A 16,172-nucleotide genomic window follows, 5' to 3' on the forward strand; every position below is an offset into this window, starting at 1 on the left:
TCTTATTAAGTCAATTGTCTTGACTTATTTCTTGTTCAATATTCTAGATGAGTCAAGCGGGATTTGTGGATGAACGAGATGCGCCCGATCCGGGCCAAGAGCGGCACCAATCAGGAGGGCGCGAGTGCCCATAATCGCCGCGTCATGATCGACGCGCTGCGCCTCAATGGGCAATTGTCGCGGGCCGATCTGGCGCGGGCGACGGCGCTCACCAAGCAGGCGGTGTCGAACATCATCGAGGAACTCGAGGGCGACGGACTGGTCGCCTCGCTCGCCGTCGTGCGCAAGGGAAGGGGGCAGCCTTCCACCCCCTACCGGCTGGTGCCGGAGGGTGCCTTTGCCATCGGCCTGCAGATCGACCGGCATGTGACGCGCACGATCGCGGTCGACCTCGTCGGTACGGTGCTTGCCCGGGGCGAGGTGAACTTGCCCGCCGGCGGGCCGGAGAGGGGGACGGAGATCATCCTCTCGCTTATCGACAGGACACGACGGGAACTGGTCCGGGTGGCACCGCAATCGCGGGATCGCCTCGTCGGGCTCGGCGTCGCCATGCCGGGTCCCTTCGGTATCGATACCGATCCGGACGACCCGTGGATGATGGCCCTCTGGCAGCGATTTCCGCTATCTGAAACCCTGGCGAGTGGGACGGGGCTCGATGTCCGGCTGCAGAACGATGCGGCCGCGGCGGCGACGGCGGAGAAAATGGTCGGTGCAGCCCATGGCTTCGAACAGGCGATCTGCATCTATCTGGGTTACGGTCTCGGCGCCGGACTGATCCTTGACGGAGAACTTTATCGCGGCGCCAATGGCAATGCCGGCGAGATCGGCATGATTCTCACCCGGCCGCGGGGAGGAACGGAAGATCAGCGGGCGCCGCTTGAGCACCGCGCGTCGATCGCCTCGCTGTGCAAGATCCTCGAACTCGACCCTGCCGACCCCGACCTTTACCGGCACCTCGACGATATGGCCGCTGCATCGGACGGCAGAGTTGCCGATTGGATCGCCGACGCGGCCTATGAGTTGAGAGGCGCCGTCCAGATCCTCGAGACGACTTTCGATCCGCAGACGATCGTGCTCTGCGGCGGCATGCCGCCAGGCCTCGCCCGCCGGCTCATCGATGCCATCCATCCCTTGCTGCCGTCAATCGCCGAACGGCGCATGCGCAGCGCACCGCGCCTGCAACTCGGGCTCACCAATCCCTGGGCGGTCGCGATCGGCGCAGCGGCGGAGCCGATCAGCCGGACCTTTGATCCGCGTTTCTCCGCCATCCTGAAGACCCGCACGCCCGGGCCCTCGTGACCGGGAACGTCGGATAGCGATCGTTTTCCGGCATGCATCTCCACGCGATGTAACCTTTGTTACTTGAAATATTAGCAATATAGCGCTTAAATGCCGCCTTTCGGCGTAGCGATTTCTGCCGCCATACGATTGCTGATAAACACCCGAACGATTTCTTGGGTGGCGCATTCGATCAATGCTTAGAGAAAAGTCTTTTCTTCAAAAGTCAGAGGGGTTGCGGCATGTCTCTTGCCAACCTTCGGAGACTTGAAGCCGAAGCCATTCATGTCCTTCGAGAAGTAGTCGCGACGTTTTCGAACCCGGTTGTCCTTTACTCGATCGGGAAGGACTCGTCCGTTCTCCTGCATCTGGCGATGAAGGCGTTCTTTCCGGCAAAGCCGCCCTTTCCCTTCCTGCATGTGGACACGACGTGGAAGTTCCGGGAAATGATCGAGTTTCGCGATAGGATGGCGCGAGAACGCGACTTCAAACTTCTCGTCCATGTCAACCAGGACGGCGTCGAGCAGGGTATCAATCCCTTTACGNATTCGATATCTGGCAATACATCCATCAGGAGAATGTCCCGATCGTGCCGCTCTACTTTGCGGCGCGCCGGCCGGTGGTGAGCCGCGGCGGCATGCTGATCATGGTCGACGACAGACGTATGCCGCTTGAACCCGGCGAAGAGGTCGTGGAGCGGATGGTCCGCTTCCGTACGCTAGGTTGTTACCCACTGACCGGCGCGATCGACTCCGAGGCTGCCACGGTTCCGGACATATTGCGCGAAATGCTGACGGTGCGCACCTCCGAACGGCTGAGTCGGCTGATCGATACGGACGAGGCAGGCGCCATGGAGAAAAAGAAGCGCGAGGGGTACTTCTGATGTCGTATCTTCAATCCGTGCCGCCGCACGACCTGGCGGCGCATCTCGCCGATCACGACGGCAAGTCGGTGCTGCGCTTCATCACCTGCGGCTCCGTCGACGACGGCAAGTCGACGCTGATCGGCCGGCTACTCGTCGACGCCAAGTTGATCTTCGAAGACCAGCTGGCGAATCTGGGTCGGGTCGGTTCTTCGGGCGGAGCCAATGGCCAGGAAGTCGATCTTGCCTTGTTGCTCGACGGGCTCGAGGCGGAGCGCGAACAGGGCATCACCATTGACGTCGCCTACCGCTATTTCGCCACGGCGAAGCGCAAATTCATCGTCGCCGACACGCCCGGCCACGAGGAATATACGCGCAACATGGTAACCGGCGCTTCGACGGCCGAGTTGGCCGTCATCCTCGTCGACAGCCGCCAGGGCCTTCTCCAGCAGACCCGGCGCCATTCCTATATCGCCTCGCTGCTCGGCATCCGCCACGTCGTGCTGGCGGTCAACAAGATCGATCTCGTCGAGTTCCGTCAGCAGGTATTCGACGAAATCGCCGGTGACTACGAGGCTTTTGCGAGGACGCTTGGCTTTATCAGCATCCAGCCGATCCCGATCTCGGCACGGTTTGGCGACAATGTCATTTCCGCATCGCAGAACACGCCGTGGTACGAGGGGCCGGCGCTTCTCGAATATCTGGAGACCGTGCAGCTCGATCCGCCCGAGGCGGAGCGGCCCTTCCGGCTCCCGGTCCAACTGGTCACGCGTCCCAACGCCGATTTCCGCGGCTATGCCGGGCAGATCGCTTCCGGCCGGATCTCGGCCGGCGATCCGGTGGTCGTCGCAAAATCCGGACAGCGTTCGACGGTCAAGGCGATCGTCACCTTCGAAGGCGATCTGGGGAGCGCGGTCGAGGGCGAGCCGGTGACCCTCGTCCTTGCCGACGAGGTCGACGCCTCGCGCGGCGACATGCTGGTCGCGCCCGCCTCGAGGCCTTTCGTGGCGGACCAGTTCCAGGCGCATATCATCTGGTTCGACGCCAATCCCATGCTTCCCGGGCGCAGCTATATCCTGAGAACGGAGACGGACAGCGTCGGCGCAACGGTCACGGCGCTTAAGCACCAGGTCAATATCAACAGCTTTGGCCGCGAGGCGGCAAAATCGCTGCAGATGAACGAGGTGGGGGTCTGCAACATCTCGACGCAGGCGCCAATCGTCTTCGACGCCTACAAGGACAACAGGGCGACCGGCAATTTCGTTTTCGTCGACCGGGCCAGCAATGCGACGGTCGGCGCCGGCATGATCGATTTTCCGCTGAGGCGCGCCGACAACGTGCATTGGCAGGCGACCGACGTGAACAAGGGGGCGCGTGCGGCGATGAAGAGCCAGCGCCCCGCCGTTCTGTGGTTCACCGGATTGTCCGGCTCGGGCAAGTCGACGATCGCCAATGCGCTCGACCGGATGCTGCATGTCCGCGGCAAGCACACCTACATGCTCGACGGCGACAATGTGCGCCACGGCCTCAATCGCGACCTCGGCTTTACCGAAGCCGATCGCGTCGAGAACATCCGCCGCGTTGCCGAGGTCGCCAAGCTGATGGCCGATGCCGGGCTGATCGTGCTCGTGTCCTTCATTTCGCCGTTCCGCGGCGAACGCCGGATGGCCCGAGAACTGATGGAGGAGGGCGAGTTCATCGAAATCTTCGTCGACACGCCGCTCGAGGAATGCGCGCGCCGCGATCCGAAGGGGCTTTATCAGAAGGCGCTCGCCGGCAAGATCGCCAATTTCACCGGCGTTTCCTCGCCCTATGAGGCGCCGGAGAACCCGGAGCTGCACCTGAAGACGGTCGAAGAGGACCCGGTCGCCCTTGCGCTGAAGATCGAGGCATTCCTCGACAGACACAGGGAGGAGAAATGACGCCGCTTTCAGAACTCCTCGAGCGCATCGCGCTGGAGGCCGGCGCGTCGATCCTCCCCGTCTACGAAGCGGGGCCGACCGTCTGCTACAAGGATGATCGTTCGCCCGTGACCGAGGCGGATGAGCGGGCCGAAGCGATCATCCTCGCCAGGCTGGCGGCCGCCTTCCCGGATATCCCGGTCGTCGCCGAAGAGGCCGTCGCCTCGGGATGCGTACCCGACATCAGTTGCGGCACGTTCTTCCTGGTCGACCCGCTTGACGGGACGAAGGAATTCATCAACCGGCGCGACGATTTCACCGTCAATATCGCCCTGATCGAAGGCAGCGTCCCTGTTGCGGGCATCGTCTATGCTCCGGCGCTGCGCTGCGCCTATGTCGCCGACAAAGGCCGGGCGGAGAAGCTCGTCTTCGGCAGCGGTCCTGTGGGAGAACGGCAGGCAATATGCGTTCGAGCCAGAGGTCCGGTGCTGACCGCCGTCGCCAGCCGTTCGCACAACAGTTCGGAGACCGAGGCCTTTCTCGCCGGCCACGGCGTCATGGATCTGACCTCGGTCGGATCGTCACTCAAATTCTGCCTGCTTGCCGAAGGCAGGGCGGATGTCTATCCGCGTTTCGGCCGGACCATGGAATGGGATACGGCGGCAGGCAACGCTGTGCTCAACGCCGCCGGCGGATCGGTCGTCCGGCTGGACGGCTCACGCCTCCCTTACGGCAAGATGAAGCAGTCGGACGACAGCGACTTCGCAAATCCGCATTTCGTCGCCTGGGCGAATATCTCTCCGCTGTTGACGGCCCCTTAGGACCGCCAGCCGTTCGCAGGCAACGGGCAGGAGGAATTCTCATGTGTGGAATTGCCGGCCTGATAGATTATGCGCAGCACGGTGGCGGGGAGGCGGCGCAGATACTGACGCGCATGACCGACACCCTCGCTCACCGCGGGCCGGATGCCTTGGGTACCTGGCTTGATCGCGATGGTCGTGTAGGGCTCGGCCACCGCCGCCTGTCCATCATTGACCTCTCCCCCACGGGTGCCCAGCCTATGCATTCGAGCAGCGGCCGCTACTCGATTGTCTTTAACGGCGAGATATATGGCTTCCTTGACCTGAGGGCCGCATTGGAGGAGCAGGGCGCTCGCTTCCGCGGCCACGCCGATACCGAAGTGCTCCTGGAGGCGATCGAAGCCTATGGTCTGGAAAGTGCGTTGCAGCGCTGCAACGGCATGTTTGCCTTTGCGCTTTATGACAGCGTCACGCGGCAGATCATCTTCGCTCGCGACCGCATAGGAAAGAAGCCTCTCTATATCGGCATATCCAAGAGCGGCGTTGCCTTCGGCTCCGAGCTGAAAAGCATCAGGGCGCATCCGTCTTTCCACTCCGTCGAAGTAGACACGGAGGCTGCCACGCTTTTCCTGCGATACGGCTACGTGCCGACCCCCTATTCGATCTACCGCGGCATCTTCAAGCTTCCGCATGGCTCCTGGCTGAGCCTCTCGGTCGACACGCCGCCGGCGTCGGCTGCCGCCGCCCTGAGCGAAGCCAGGAGCTATTGGGATGCTTTCGAGGCGGTGGAGCGAGGCTATGCGCAGCGGATCGAATGCCCGGGCGAAGCCTTGGACGCGCTCGACGCGGAGCTGAAACGGGCGGTGAGCGAACGGCTGGTCTCCGACGTGCCGGTGGGGGCCCTCCTTTCCAGCGGCGTCGACTCTTCCTTGGTGTCGGCCGTCATGCAGGAAGTTTCGACCTCGCGTGTAAAAACCTTCACCGTGCGCTTCCTGGAGGAACAGTATAACGAGGCGGACCTGGCATCAGGTATCGCGAGGCAGCTCGGCACCGATCATACGGAGATCACGGCAGAACCCGACACGGCACTGGGCGTCGTTACCGAGTTGCCGGACGTGTATGACGAGCCCTTCGCCGATCCTTCACAGATTCCGACGCTGCTTGTATCGAAACTGGCGCGAAGAACCGTAACCGTGGCACTTTCGGGTGACGGCGGCGACGAGTTTTTCGGCGGCTACAAGCGCTATCGGCAAATGCTCGCCTTCGACCGATTGGCGAGGAAAACGCCTGCCGTTGCCCTGCAGGCGGCAAGGCATGCGCCCCACTGGGCACTGGAAGTGGCCGCCGCGGCGGCTCGCCATGCGCGCCCGTCCTCGCTTCAGGACGAAGTGACCGGCAATCGACTGAGAAGACTTGCCGAGCTCCTGGAGATCGAGGACCCGGACGCCCGCTACCTCGACTTTCGCTCGATCTGGTCACATCCGGACGAGGTCGTGTTCGGCGGAGCGGAGCCTCCGACCGCCATGACCTCGAAGCGGATACCGGCTTGCCTCGGCCCAGTCGACAGAATGATGTACAGCGACATGGTCGATTATCTGCCCGACGACATCCTCGTGAAGATGGACCGGGCTTCGATGGCAGTGGGGCTAGAGATGCGGGCTCCGTTGCTCGATTACCGCTTCGTCGAACTGGCCTGGCGCGCGCCAAGGGCTTTGTGCTTTGCCGAAGCTCCGGGCAAGCCCGCACTACGCAAGCTCTTGTCCAGGAGGCTGCCGGAACAATTCATAAATCTTCCAAAACGCGGATTCGGCGTTCCCATCAATGCTTGGTTACGCGGACCGCTGCACGCTTGGGCGGAAGAGATGCTGTCGCCGTCTCGCCTGCAGCGCGATGGAATTTTTTGGGCCGAGCCGATCGTCAGTCGCTGGAAGGCACATCTTGCCGGTCGCCGCGACTGGGGTCCGCAATTGTGGGCGGTGCTGATGTTCAACCTTTGGCACGAGCGCTGGATGCGCTCCGACTGATCGAGACAGAAGGAAGCCTATCAAGGGCGCGACGAAAATATGGAACCTCAACGAAAGACGGACAGCGGCAAGCCTGTGTTCTCCCGTTTTCGGGATCTCGGTCGTCAGCAATTGAATGTGGAACTCCAGGTCCACACCAATTGGACCGACGGGCAGGCGACGGTGCTCGAGGTGCTGCAAACGGCAAAGGAACGCGGCCTCGCCGAGCTCGCCTTCACGGAGCATGTGCGGGAAGACACGTCCTGGTTTCCCGATTTCAAGGCCGAGATCCTTTCCGCTGCGGATGGCTTCGGCGATTTGCGCGTCTATGTCGGCTGCGAGACGAAAGCCATGGACGGTGATGGACGGCTGGATGTGTCGCGATCCGTGCTCGACGCCTGCGATATCGTTCTTGGCGTCGTCCACCGCCTGCCGGACGGGCGAGGCGGCTATCTCGATTTCAGGCAACTGTCCTTCGAGCGGACGGCCGAAATCGAATTTCGTCTGTCGATGGGAATGATCGCGAATGCGGCGATCGACGTGCTCGGGCATCCGGGTGGGATGAGCCTCAGGCGATACGGTCAGTTTCCGGAGAATTATTTTCGCAAGCTGATGACGGCGACGCTCGCGCGGGGGATCGCCATCGAGATCAACTCCTCGTACCTGGTCGATATGCCCGCGTTCCTGGCGTTGTGCGACGAGATCAATCCGTTTGTTTCGATTGGATCCGATGCGCATAAGCTGAGCGACTTGGGCCGTTGCCGCGACAAGCTTCTTGAGCTGGGGGTAGGGCTGACATGAAGGTCTTCATCACCGGTGCGGGCGCCCTTCTGGGACAGGGTATCATTCGCGCCTTGCGGCGCTCCGCGCTCCGAGCGACCATAGTCGTGGGGGACCCGAGCCCGCTCTCGGCCGGGCTCTACTGGGGCGATGCCGCCTATCTCGTTCCGATGGCGAAGGACCCGGAATATCTGGACAGGCTGGGCGATCTGCTGCGAGCGGAGCGGCCCGACATCCTCATTCCCGGGACGGATGTGGAGTTGCCGATCCTTTCAGCCAATCGGGAAGCGATCGAAAGCACCTACGCAACCAAGGTGATCATCAGTTCGTCGCATGTCGTATCCATCGCCGACGACAAGTGGCTTACCTCCGAGTTCCTCCGGCAACGCCGACTGGGGTTCGTTCCTTCCTGCCTGCCAGGCAACGAGGAGACGCTGATCGAAGAGTGCGGCTTTCCGCTTGTCGTCAAACCGAGAATTGGCGCCAGGTCGATCGGCTTCGGCATCGTCCGCGATCGAGACGAGCTTAGGCGCGCCATAGCCGAGCAGCCCGGCATCGTCATACAGAAATATGTCGGTTCCGATGCCACCGAGTACACGGCCGGCACACTTACCTTCGACGGTAAATGCTGCGCGACTATCGTCATGCGCCGTGACCTGCGCGACGGCAATACCTATCGAGCCTTTGCCGAGCCGTTTCCGGCCCTCAACGCGGCAATGGCACAGGCGGCAAACGCCCTTGGCGCCCACGGGCCCGCAAATTTCCAGTTCCGCCTCGACGACGGCGTTCCCAGGATTTTCGAGATCAATGCGCGGTTTTCGGGCACCACCGCGGTGAGGATCCATGCCGGCTTCAATGAAGTGGAGATGTGCATCCGGCACTTGCTTTTTGGAGAGCCGGTCGTTCAGCCGGAGATCATGCCGGTGACCATTTTGCGCCACTGGTCGGAGACAGTGGTCAAATCCGGCGATCTCGTCGCGGCCGCCGCTCGTCGGGAAGAAAAAGCCTGAGGGAAGAGACCTGCCGTGAGTCGCAAGGAACTGGTGATAACTGGAGCAACGGGCTTTGTCGGCGCGAGACTCGTTGAGGAGGCACTTGCGCGAGGCTACGCCGTCACGGCACTTGTACGCGATCCCGAGCGGGTCGCCGCGCGCAATGTCTCTCACTTGCGGATCGAGAAATGGTCAATCGGCGATCCCCTGCCCGTGGTAGGGCAAGCGGATGCCCTGCTTCACCTCGCCGCCTACATTCCGGCCGATCTCAGCGACGCCCGCCAGGCCGCGAGGTGTTTCGAGGTCAATACGAACGGCGCCCTGCAAGTCGCGATAGAGGCGGCTTCCCAGGGGTTGAAGCGGCTGGTTCTCTTCGGATCCGCGCAGGTCTATGCGCCGGATCCCGGTGCCGCATCGGAAACGAGCGCCACTTTTCCCGTCCATCGAGCCAGCTATTATCTGGCGAGCAAGCTCTCTGCCGAGATTTGCCTGCTGGCTTTCGGCAGGGCCAATGCGATGCCGGTGACGGTCCTCCGTCTCGCGTCCGTCTATGGTCCGGGCATGCAGGGCACGGGAATGGTGCCTGCCTTTCTGCGGACGCTCGCGGGCGGGCGCCCCTTGATCATAGCAGACGGCGGACAATACAGCGTCGACCTCGTCTATGTCGACGACGTCGTGACGCTGGCGCTCAGGGCGGTGGAAAAGAGCGTGGACGGGGTTTTCAATGCCGGGAGCGGTCGCTCCTGCGCGTCCCTGGAAGCGGCGCAGACGGTTGCCGATGTCGTCGGGGGAAACCGGGCCCTCATTGGGGTCGAGGCCGCCGTCACCGATGCGGCCGCTCGGGGCTTCAGGGCGCTCGAGGTCGCCAAGGCGGCGAAGCATCTCGATTATCGGCCTCGCTCCTTTCGCGAGGGCATCGAAGCCTGGAAGACGGAGACCGGATTTGCGGAGTTCGAGGACACACAAGGCCAACGCTGACGATGTCCGGCCGGCATGCTTGGAAGGGGAAGGCGCGGGCGTTCGGCGCCTTCCCAATCCTACGCAGCTAGGCGTGTGTAGCGTCAGGCAAAGATGAAGTCGCCCCTCGAAAAGTTGGAGGCGGAGAGACTGCCGTTCGGATCGTCCACGAGGATGGAGAAGGCGTGGCCCGCGGAGTTGAGACCCTTGAGCAGCACGTCGCCATCCGTGGTGTTGTAGGCATAGACGGTGCCATTGGCGCCGGAGCTTGAATATTGCGTGACTCCGAGCTTCTCGATGACGAGGAAGTCCACACCATCCTGGAAATCCATGATCGTGTCTTGGCCGTTGAGCGCTGGGGTTGCCTTGAAGACGAAACGGTCGGAGTCGGCGCCGCCCCAAAGGATGTCGCTCCCCCCTTCACCGATGAGGGTGTCCTTCCCGGCGTCGCCGCGCACGGTATCATTGCCATCACCGGCATAGATGAGGTCGATACCGTTGCCGCCCCTGAGCGAGTCGGCCCCGCCTTCACCAGTCAGGATGTCGTTGCCGTCATCCCCAAAGGCGATGTCGTTGCCGTCGCCGACCGCGATCCTGTCGTTGCCCATGCCGCCGTGGGCTTCGTCGACGCCGTTTTCGGAGTCGAGGACGTCATTGCCGTCGCCGCCGTCGAGATAGTTGTTCCCGTCACCGCCATCGACGATGTCGTCGCCGATGCCGCCATAGACGCGGTCGTGCCCCGACTGGCCCTTCAGGGCGTCATTGCCCTCTTCGCCATAGATCGTGTCGTTGCCGGCGCCACCCGAGACGGCCTGCTGCGTCAGCTTTCCAGTGGCCGGATCTATGCGATTGTTGAAGCCGTCATTTCCCGAGCCGGCATAAATGATGTCATCGCCGTAGCCTGCGTCGATGTACTCTTCGCCTGCTCCACCGTAGATCTTGTCGTTTCCGCCGTCGCCCAGGATGTGATCATGGCCGTCGCCACCGTCGATGATGTCGTTGCCATCACCGCCTTCGAAGATATCGTTGCCGAAACCGCCGATAAGCGTATCGGTCCCAAGCCCACCCTCGATGCGGTCGTTGCCATCGCCGCCTTCGACGTAGTCGTCACCGATGCCTGCCTTGATGTGGTCGTTGCCGAGTCCACCGAAAAACCGGTCATTGCCTTCGCGGCCATCGAGGTAATCGTCGCCGGCATAGCCCCACAGCTCGTCGTCATAGAGAGTGCCGAGAATCGTATCGGTGAGGTTGGTTCCCTTAAAAATCATCATGATCTCCTAGCAGTTGCAGGAGGGCGGATAATTTCAGAATAGGGCGCAAAAGTGGACTTTAGCCTAATCCAATACGTAGAATTGTATGGAGACGAAGGCCTTATACTACCTATTCTAGAAATGTGCAATGGTTTTCACAACTGAAATTGAGAGCGTTAGCGTTGAAAATTCTCGCTTCTTCTGTCGGAATGAAATGATATCAGGACCACACTTCATCAATCCGGAGTTTAACGCATTAAAAAACTTGCGTATTTTGCCCTGATCGCGGTGATTGCGTATTCATTTTTCACACGCTCTCGAGCGTTGTGGGCATAACGGGCATATTCGGTCGGGGAAAGGTCGAGGATTTCGCGGATCGCCTCGGCGAGTGCCTCCGGATCGCGCGCGGGTACGGCGATGCCGGCATTTCCTGCGACTGTGGCGGCATCGCCGACGTCCGTCGTGACGATCGGCTTGGCGTAACTCATCGCTTCTGCAATCACGTTCGGGAAGCCCTCGGTCCTCGACGACAGCACCAAGGCGTCGATGCTGCGGTAATAGGAAGGCATGTCGGAGATCTCGCCCCTGAGATCGACCGCGTGCTCGGGCAGACCCGCCTCCGCCATTAAGTCGACCACAGCGCGGTTTTCGCGGGAAAGCCCGTTGCCGGCTGCGGAAAAGTGCGCTTGCGGGTGCGTCTTGCGGACGGCAGCCACGGCTTTGAAAAAGGTGGCGTGATCCTTCTGCGGATGGAATCGACCGACGATGCCGATCCGGCGGGCGGTTGCCGCTTCGGGGGGATCGACACGCGGCAAGTCGAAGCCGTTCGGGATGACGACCATGTTCCGGTTTGCGTAGCCGTAGGCCCGATGCAACTCGAGGGCGCGCGCGCTGTTGTAGATGATCCCGGCCGACCGGCTCGACAGAAGCCTCGCACCGGCAATTGCGAGGCGCGAACTGCGCGTAAGCGAAGCCGGATCGTCCAAGGACTGGCGAATGTTCCAGTAAACCGCTGCTTCGGACCGGGCCATTTGGGCCGCGATCGTGCCAACGATCATCGCATGGTACATCCAGCACAAGATTACATCGGGACGTTCCTTCCGGATGAGCCGGGCGAGCCGCAGGACCGCACCTGGAAGCGCGCCGAGGGAGGAGGCGGTCAGAGATACATAGGCAGCTCTCGGATTGTCGGCGAGATTGCGGTTCCGGTCCGAGACACCGATCAGCGACACGACGACGACGCGTTCATCGGCTGAACCCTGAAGCAGGCGTGCCAGCATGGTCTCAGCGCCTGCGCTGGCGGTGAAGTTGGTAATGACATGCATTATCATTGCGGCGGCCCTACTGCATATCTCCTTAGATCGACCTCGATTTATGGACAAAGACATGCAGCAATTCAAAAGTTCTACAGCGACCTTTGCGCGCCTGATATGACGCGCGGCACTGTAAGTTCGGCGCTGCCCATGCATCGATCGGAGGAACGATCCGCTGAACGTCCTTCAATCGGTCAGGCCCATGCCCGCGAAGAGGATTCTGTTGACCATATGCACGTCAAATCGGTTTTCCGCGAGTTCCCGCGAGCGCCTACCCATTCTTTTGGCGAGATCCGGATCGCGCGCCAACGCCGTCATCGCATCTGCAAGCGTGGGGACGTCGAGCGGCTTCACCGTCATGCCGTTCACGCCCGGCTGCACCGTATCGCGGCAGCCCGGCAGATCCGTCGTGATTACCGGTCTGCCGACCGCCAGCGCTTCGAGGATGCTCCGCGGAATGCCTTCGCGATAGTAGGAAGGTAGGACGAAGGCGCTACATCCCGCCAAATAGGGGCGCACGTCGTCGGTGGTGCCAAGATACTCCAATATTCCTTCGCCGACCCAATCCTTGATCTCCTCGCGCGAGATTGCCGTTGGGTTGCTGTCGAAGTGACCGAGCAGTTGAAATCGGGCATCGGGGAAAGTGCGTCGCACGATCCTCGCGGCCTCGACATATTCCATCACTCCCTTGTCGCGCAGGAGCCGTGCGATCATAAGGAAGACAGGCCCGCCGCCAGCCGCTCGCGCAAAAGCAAAATGCTCCAGGTCTACCCCGGATCCGGGAACCATCGTAGGCGTCAACGCATCCGGCAGCATATGATAGCGGCGAATGTCTTCTGCATCCGCGTCGTTATAGACAAAAACGACCCTCGCGCGCTTGAACGCGAGGCGATACAGCTGGACGCACAGGTGGCGGATGGCGAGCGCCTTGAAGGAGCGACCGCGGGTGTCGGAAAAGATGTGGCCGAGTCCTGTGACGAGGAAGCACCGCTCCCTGATTCCGAGCGTTCGGGCGGCAATGCCGGCATAGATGATCGGCTTCATCGTGTAGGGAAGGACCATATCCGGTCTCAGCCGCTTGAAATGTCGCCGCAGCGACCAGAAGGTCCGGATGTCCTGCAGCGGATTAAGACCGGTCCGCACCATCGGAATGCGGACGAAGCGAACGCCGATTTCAGCGAGCGCCTGCTCGACCCGCGGGTCCTGCTCGGGAGCGAAGGCTATGACTTCGTGGCCGGCGCTGACCAATCGTTTCAGCAACTCCAGCCGAAAAATCGTCAGAGACGCCGTCAGGCTTGCGACGACGGCGATCACGCGTCTGCGCGTCGGAGGCTGTGCGACACCGGAGGGACCCGCTGCAGTGACGATCTCCTCGGTTTGCATGCGCGGAAAATGCTCAGCGGACCTCAAGGCCGACCTCCCGCGTGCTTTCCATCTTATCTAATCCGGCAATCGCAGTCCGCCGCGGGCGCTGTTTTGGTAGATTTGCCGGCGTGGACCCCCAGGCTTGCTGCGCCTTGCGGGCTGGAGCCGGCCCCGCTTCTTGTTCACGGCGGGAGGCTTCGTCATGGCGGCCTCGTGCTCGTAGCGCGGAAGCAGCTCGCGCATGACCGCCACGACCGCCGGATCATTGCCCCGCTCCGCATGGCGCTGCAGGCGAGCGAACGCGTCCCGGAGCGTCGGCAAGGGAATCGGCTCCGGAACCGCGCCGAGAACGCCAGGCACCGGCGAGGTTATGCGTTTGTCGGTCTCGTCGAAGAGCTCCTCGTAGAGCTTTTCGCCCGGGCGGCAACCGATGATCTTGATCTCGATATCCTGGTCCGGTGTGAAGCCGGCCAACCGGATCATGCGGCGCGCGATGTCGATGATTTTCACCGGCTCGCCCATGTCGAGAACGAAGATCTCTCCCTGTCCGAGCTGTTTCTCGAAACCATAGGCCGATGCCTGCAATGTCAGCTCCACGGCCTCGCGGATCGTCATGAAGAAACGCGTCATGCATGGATCGGTCACGGTCAACGGTCCGCCTCTTGCAAGCTGGCGCTTGAAGAGCGGGATCAGCGATCCGCTCGATCCCAGCACGTTGCCGAAGCGGACGGTCATGAACCGCGGGCCTTTGCCGGTTTCGAGGCCCTGCAGGTCGAGCGCCTGGCAATAGAGCTCAGCGAGCCGCTTCGTCGCACCCATCATGCTTGTCGAGTTCACAACCTTGTCGGTCGATATCTGCACCATGGCCAGTGTGCCGTATTTCTTTGCCGCATTGGCGACGTTCATCGTGCCGATGACGTTCGTGAGGATGCCCTCGCGCGGGTTCATCTGCACCATAGGCACATGCTTGAGGGCTGCAGCATGGAAGACCAGCTCCGGCCGATGCCGCTCGAAAATTTCCTCGACACGCTGGCTGCGGCGGACGCTGCAAAGGTAACTCCTCGAAGTTACGTTCGGGAGGGTTTCGGCGAGCGTCATGTCGATCGAGTAGAGATTGTATTCCGAATTGTCGACCAGCACGATTTCCGCCGGCTCACAGGCAGCGACCTGCGCGGTCAGCTCGCTTCCGATCGACCCGCCGGCTCCGGTGATCAGCACGCGCCGTCCACGAACAAGCCGGGCGATCGCCTCGCGGTCGAGTGCCGCTTGCGGACGCTCCAGCAGATCGGTGAGTTCGACCGACCGCAGTTCGTAAGGATTGTCTCCTTTGGCGCGCTTGAACTCGGTCGGCTGCGACAGGCGCGATACGGCGATGCCGAGCCTTTCGGCGGACCGTAGCAGCTCGTCCGACGCGGTTTCGCCGAAGTTCGCCGGCGCTTCCGTGAAGACGACATGACGCGGCCGCCTGTTGGCTTGCTGCAGTTCCGCCACCACCTGCTCGAAATCCTCGATCCGGCCCGCAATTGGCACGCCGCGCAGGCTCATCCCGAGCTGGTCTGCATTCTTGTCGAGGCAGGCCACCGGCACATGGGTGGCATTCGGATCCCGCGCGAGTGCGCGCAGGTAAAGCTCTGCGGCGTCGCCCGCTCCGACGAGCAGCAGCGGTACTTGGTGATCGTCGCCCATCCCCTTGTTGCGCCGCCCATTCTTGAAAACGGGACGCGCCAGTGGGATTTCATCGGCGCGAAAGCTCAGCCGCGCGGCGGCGAGGAAGGCGATCAGGAGCAGCGACTGCATCGGCACGACGGATCGCGGCATATCGATCAGTCTTGTCGAAAAGAACAGGAGCGAAATGAGCAAGAGAGACGTCGCGAGCACTGCGCGAAGAATGATCAGGAGATCGGAGATCGAGCCGTATTTCCAGTTTCGGCTGTAAAGGCCCGACAACGGGAAAATGATTGCGCAAATGGCGAGGTACTGAGCACCGGACCACAACAGGACGGAGGCGGTTTCAGGCCTCGTACTGAGCTCCGCAAAGCCGTAACGCAGCAGCAGCGCCACGGCCAGCGCGACGCCTGCGGAGCCAAGGTCGGCAAGATACAAGGCAGGATATTTCTGAATGCTGAAAACGGCCCCTCGCAGACGCCGATAACCGATATCGAGGGCCGCACCGAATACCGGTAGCAACATTTTGGCCGATGATCTTGCTGCTCCGCCTCTCGGCAACATTAGGAAACTATCGCGCACTGCCTTCGCGGCGTCGTAAAAACGCTGCATGACGGGCCCTTCCTAATTTCTGCAAGCCTGCCGTTCCGCCGAACGAAAACCGCACCTCCCTCAAGAAGGTTTAATGGTGGGGTAGAGAACGGTGCGTCTGTAAGTCTGTTGTCGACCAGCTCGAAAGGCTTGATAAATCTACTTCGACAAAAGGTTACTCATCGCGGTGGGCTAGATCGCGATCAAATGATCCATAATAAGAAACACGTAATTCAGTAGTTGTAAATGCTCTTAAGTCAAAGGCGTATAGTTTTTCACAAAAGTTTACTGTGCTGAGCGGTCGAGCCCCTGGCATGCCGAAGCCACCCGACGGGCATGGAGTTCGAGGTTTTGGCAGATGAAATTCGCCGTGCGCACAATGCGGCCGTGGCCCATCTGTATCTCACGAGAAAGG

The 16,172-nt window shown here is 61.5% G+C and carries 12 protein-coding genes and 1 pseudogene; 9 read left to right on the forward strand and 4 right to left on the reverse strand.

Annotation, left to right across the window (positions count from 1 at the left end; all coding sequences use genetic code 11):
- Positions 1–69 precede the first annotated feature (69 nt).
- The 9 genes and pseudogenes from ATC00_RS20935 to ATC00_RS20970 all read left to right on the forward strand — a co-directional run bounded on the left by ATC00_RS20935 (position 70) and on the right by ATC00_RS20970 (position 9,594).
- The gene (locus ATC00_RS20935; protein WP_064254232.1) at positions 70–1,299 is read left to right on the forward strand and encodes an ROK family transcriptional regulator; all 1,230 of its coding nucleotides are present in this window, start codon (positions 70–72) and stop codon (positions 1,297–1,299) included.
- A gap of 221 nt (positions 1,300–1,520) precedes the next feature.
- On the forward strand, positions 1,521–1,823 hold a 303-nt coding region (locus tag ATC00_RS33670), incomplete at its 3' end, for a phosphoadenosine phosphosulfate reductase domain-containing protein (protein ID WP_234782391.1).
- A gap of 1 nt (position 1,824) precedes the next feature.
- Positions 1,825–2,161 (forward strand): annotated as a pseudogene (locus ATC00_RS33675) (phosphoadenosine phosphosulfate reductase domain-containing protein); the annotation flags it as partial.
- The gene (nodQ, locus tag ATC00_RS20945; RefSeq protein WP_064254233.1) at positions 2,161–4,062 is read left to right on the forward strand and encodes a bifunctional sulfate adenylyltransferase/adenylyl-sulfate kinase NodQ; all 1,902 of its coding nucleotides are present in this window, start codon (positions 2,161–2,163) and stop codon (positions 4,060–4,062) included. The pseudogene ATC00_RS33675 and the gene nodQ, both read left to right, overlap by 1 nt.
- Positions 4,059–4,862 carry a 3'(2'),5'-bisphosphate nucleotidase CysQ gene (gene cysQ / locus ATC00_RS20950; RefSeq protein WP_064254234.1) on the forward strand — a complete coding sequence of 268 codons (804 nt, stop codon included), beginning with the start codon at positions 4,059–4,061 and terminating at the stop codon, positions 4,860–4,862. The genes nodQ and cysQ overlap by 4 nt, the downstream gene beginning before the upstream one ends.
- A 41-nt stretch (positions 4,863–4,903) precedes the next feature.
- Entirely contained in the window at positions 4,904–6,865 is a 1,962-nt protein-coding gene (gene asnB, locus ATC00_RS20955; RefSeq protein WP_064254235.1) for an asparagine synthase (glutamine-hydrolyzing), read from the forward strand.
- 39 nt (positions 6,866–6,904) lie between these two features.
- Entirely contained in the window at positions 6,905–7,645 is a 741-nt protein-coding gene (locus ATC00_RS20960) for a PHP domain-containing protein (RefSeq protein ID WP_064254236.1), read from the forward strand.
- On the forward strand, positions 7,642–8,634 hold the full coding sequence (locus ATC00_RS20965) for an ATP-grasp domain-containing protein (protein ID WP_064254237.1): 993 nt from the start codon (positions 7,642–7,644) through the stop codon (positions 8,632–8,634). Before ATC00_RS20960 ends, ATC00_RS20965 begins: the two co-directional genes overlap by 4 nt.
- A gap of 15 nt (positions 8,635–8,649) precedes the next feature.
- Positions 8,650–9,594: an NAD-dependent epimerase/dehydratase family protein gene (locus tag ATC00_RS20970; protein ID WP_064254238.1), complete on the forward strand. Its 945-nt coding sequence runs from the start codon at positions 8,650–8,652 to the stop codon at positions 9,592–9,594.
- 83 nt (positions 9,595–9,677) lie between these two features.
- Here the strand turns inward: ATC00_RS20970 and ATC00_RS20975 are convergent, their stop codons facing one another.
- The 4 genes from ATC00_RS20975 to ATC00_RS20990 all read right to left on the reverse strand — a co-directional run bounded on the left by ATC00_RS20975 (position 9,678) and on the right by ATC00_RS20990 (position 15,730).
- Positions 9,678–10,841 (reverse strand): calcium-binding protein, encoded by a 1,164-nt coding sequence (locus ATC00_RS20975; RefSeq protein ID WP_064254239.1) that lies wholly within the window; start codon positions 10,839–10,841, stop codon positions 9,678–9,680.
- Between the two features lie 230 nt (positions 10,842–11,071).
- A complete protein-coding gene (locus ATC00_RS20980; RefSeq protein ID WP_064254240.1) occupies positions 11,072–12,154 on the reverse strand; it encodes a glycosyltransferase family 4 protein in 1,083 nt (360 codons plus the stop codon).
- A gap of 168 nt (positions 12,155–12,322) precedes the next feature.
- A complete protein-coding gene (locus ATC00_RS20985; protein ID WP_064254241.1) occupies positions 12,323–13,519 on the reverse strand; it encodes a glycosyltransferase family 4 protein in 1,197 nt (398 codons plus the stop codon).
- Between the two features lie 57 nt (positions 13,520–13,576).
- Positions 13,577–15,730: a polysaccharide biosynthesis protein gene (locus ATC00_RS20990; RefSeq protein ID WP_412458411.1), complete on the reverse strand. Its 2,154-nt coding sequence runs from the start codon at positions 15,728–15,730 to the stop codon at positions 13,577–13,579.
- Positions 15,731–16,172: the final 442 nt, after the last annotated feature.

It is taken from the genome of Sinorhizobium americanum, from assembly GCF_001651855.1.
GTDB classification, from domain to species: domain Bacteria; phylum Pseudomonadota; class Alphaproteobacteria; order Rhizobiales; family Rhizobiaceae; genus Sinorhizobium; species Sinorhizobium americanum.

What these genes read in the sequence shown, in the direction of transcription:
- ATC00_RS20990 (WP_412458411.1), bottom strand. Translation starts at nt 15,730, where the DNA reads ATGTTGCCGAGAGGCGGAGCAGCAAGATCATCGGCCAAAATGTTGCTA.
- ATC00_RS20985 (WP_064254241.1), bottom strand. Translation starts at nt 13,519, where the DNA reads ATGCAAACCGAGGAGATCGTCACTGCAGCGGGTCCCTCCGGTGTCGCA.
- ATC00_RS20960 (WP_064254236.1), top strand. Translation starts at nt 6,905, where the DNA reads ATGGAACCTCAACGAAAGACGGACAGCGGCAAGCCTGTGTTCTCCCGT.
- asnB (WP_064254235.1), top strand. Translation starts at nt 4,904, where the DNA reads ATGTGTGGAATTGCCGGCCTGATAGATTATGCGCAGCACGGTGGCGGG.
- ATC00_RS20935 (WP_064254232.1), top strand. Translation starts at nt 70, where the DNA reads ATGAACGAGATGCGCCCGATCCGGGCCAAGAGCGGCACCAATCAGGAG.
- ATC00_RS20965 (WP_064254237.1), top strand. Translation starts at nt 7,642, where the DNA reads ATGAAGGTCTTCATCACCGGTGCGGGCGCCCTTCTGGGACAGGGTATC.
- ATC00_RS20975 (WP_064254239.1), bottom strand. Translation starts at nt 10,841, where the DNA reads ATGATTTTTAAGGGAACCAACCTCACCGATACGATTCTCGGCACTCTC.
- nodQ (WP_064254233.1), top strand. Translation starts at nt 2,161, where the DNA reads ATGTCGTATCTTCAATCCGTGCCGCCGCACGACCTGGCGGCGCATCTC.
- ATC00_RS20980 (WP_064254240.1), bottom strand. Translation starts at nt 12,154, where the DNA reads ATGATAATGCATGTCATTACCAACTTCACCGCCAGCGCAGGCGCTGAG.
- cysQ (WP_064254234.1), top strand. Translation starts at nt 4,059, where the DNA reads ATGACGCCGCTTTCAGAACTCCTCGAGCGCATCGCGCTGGAGGCCGGC.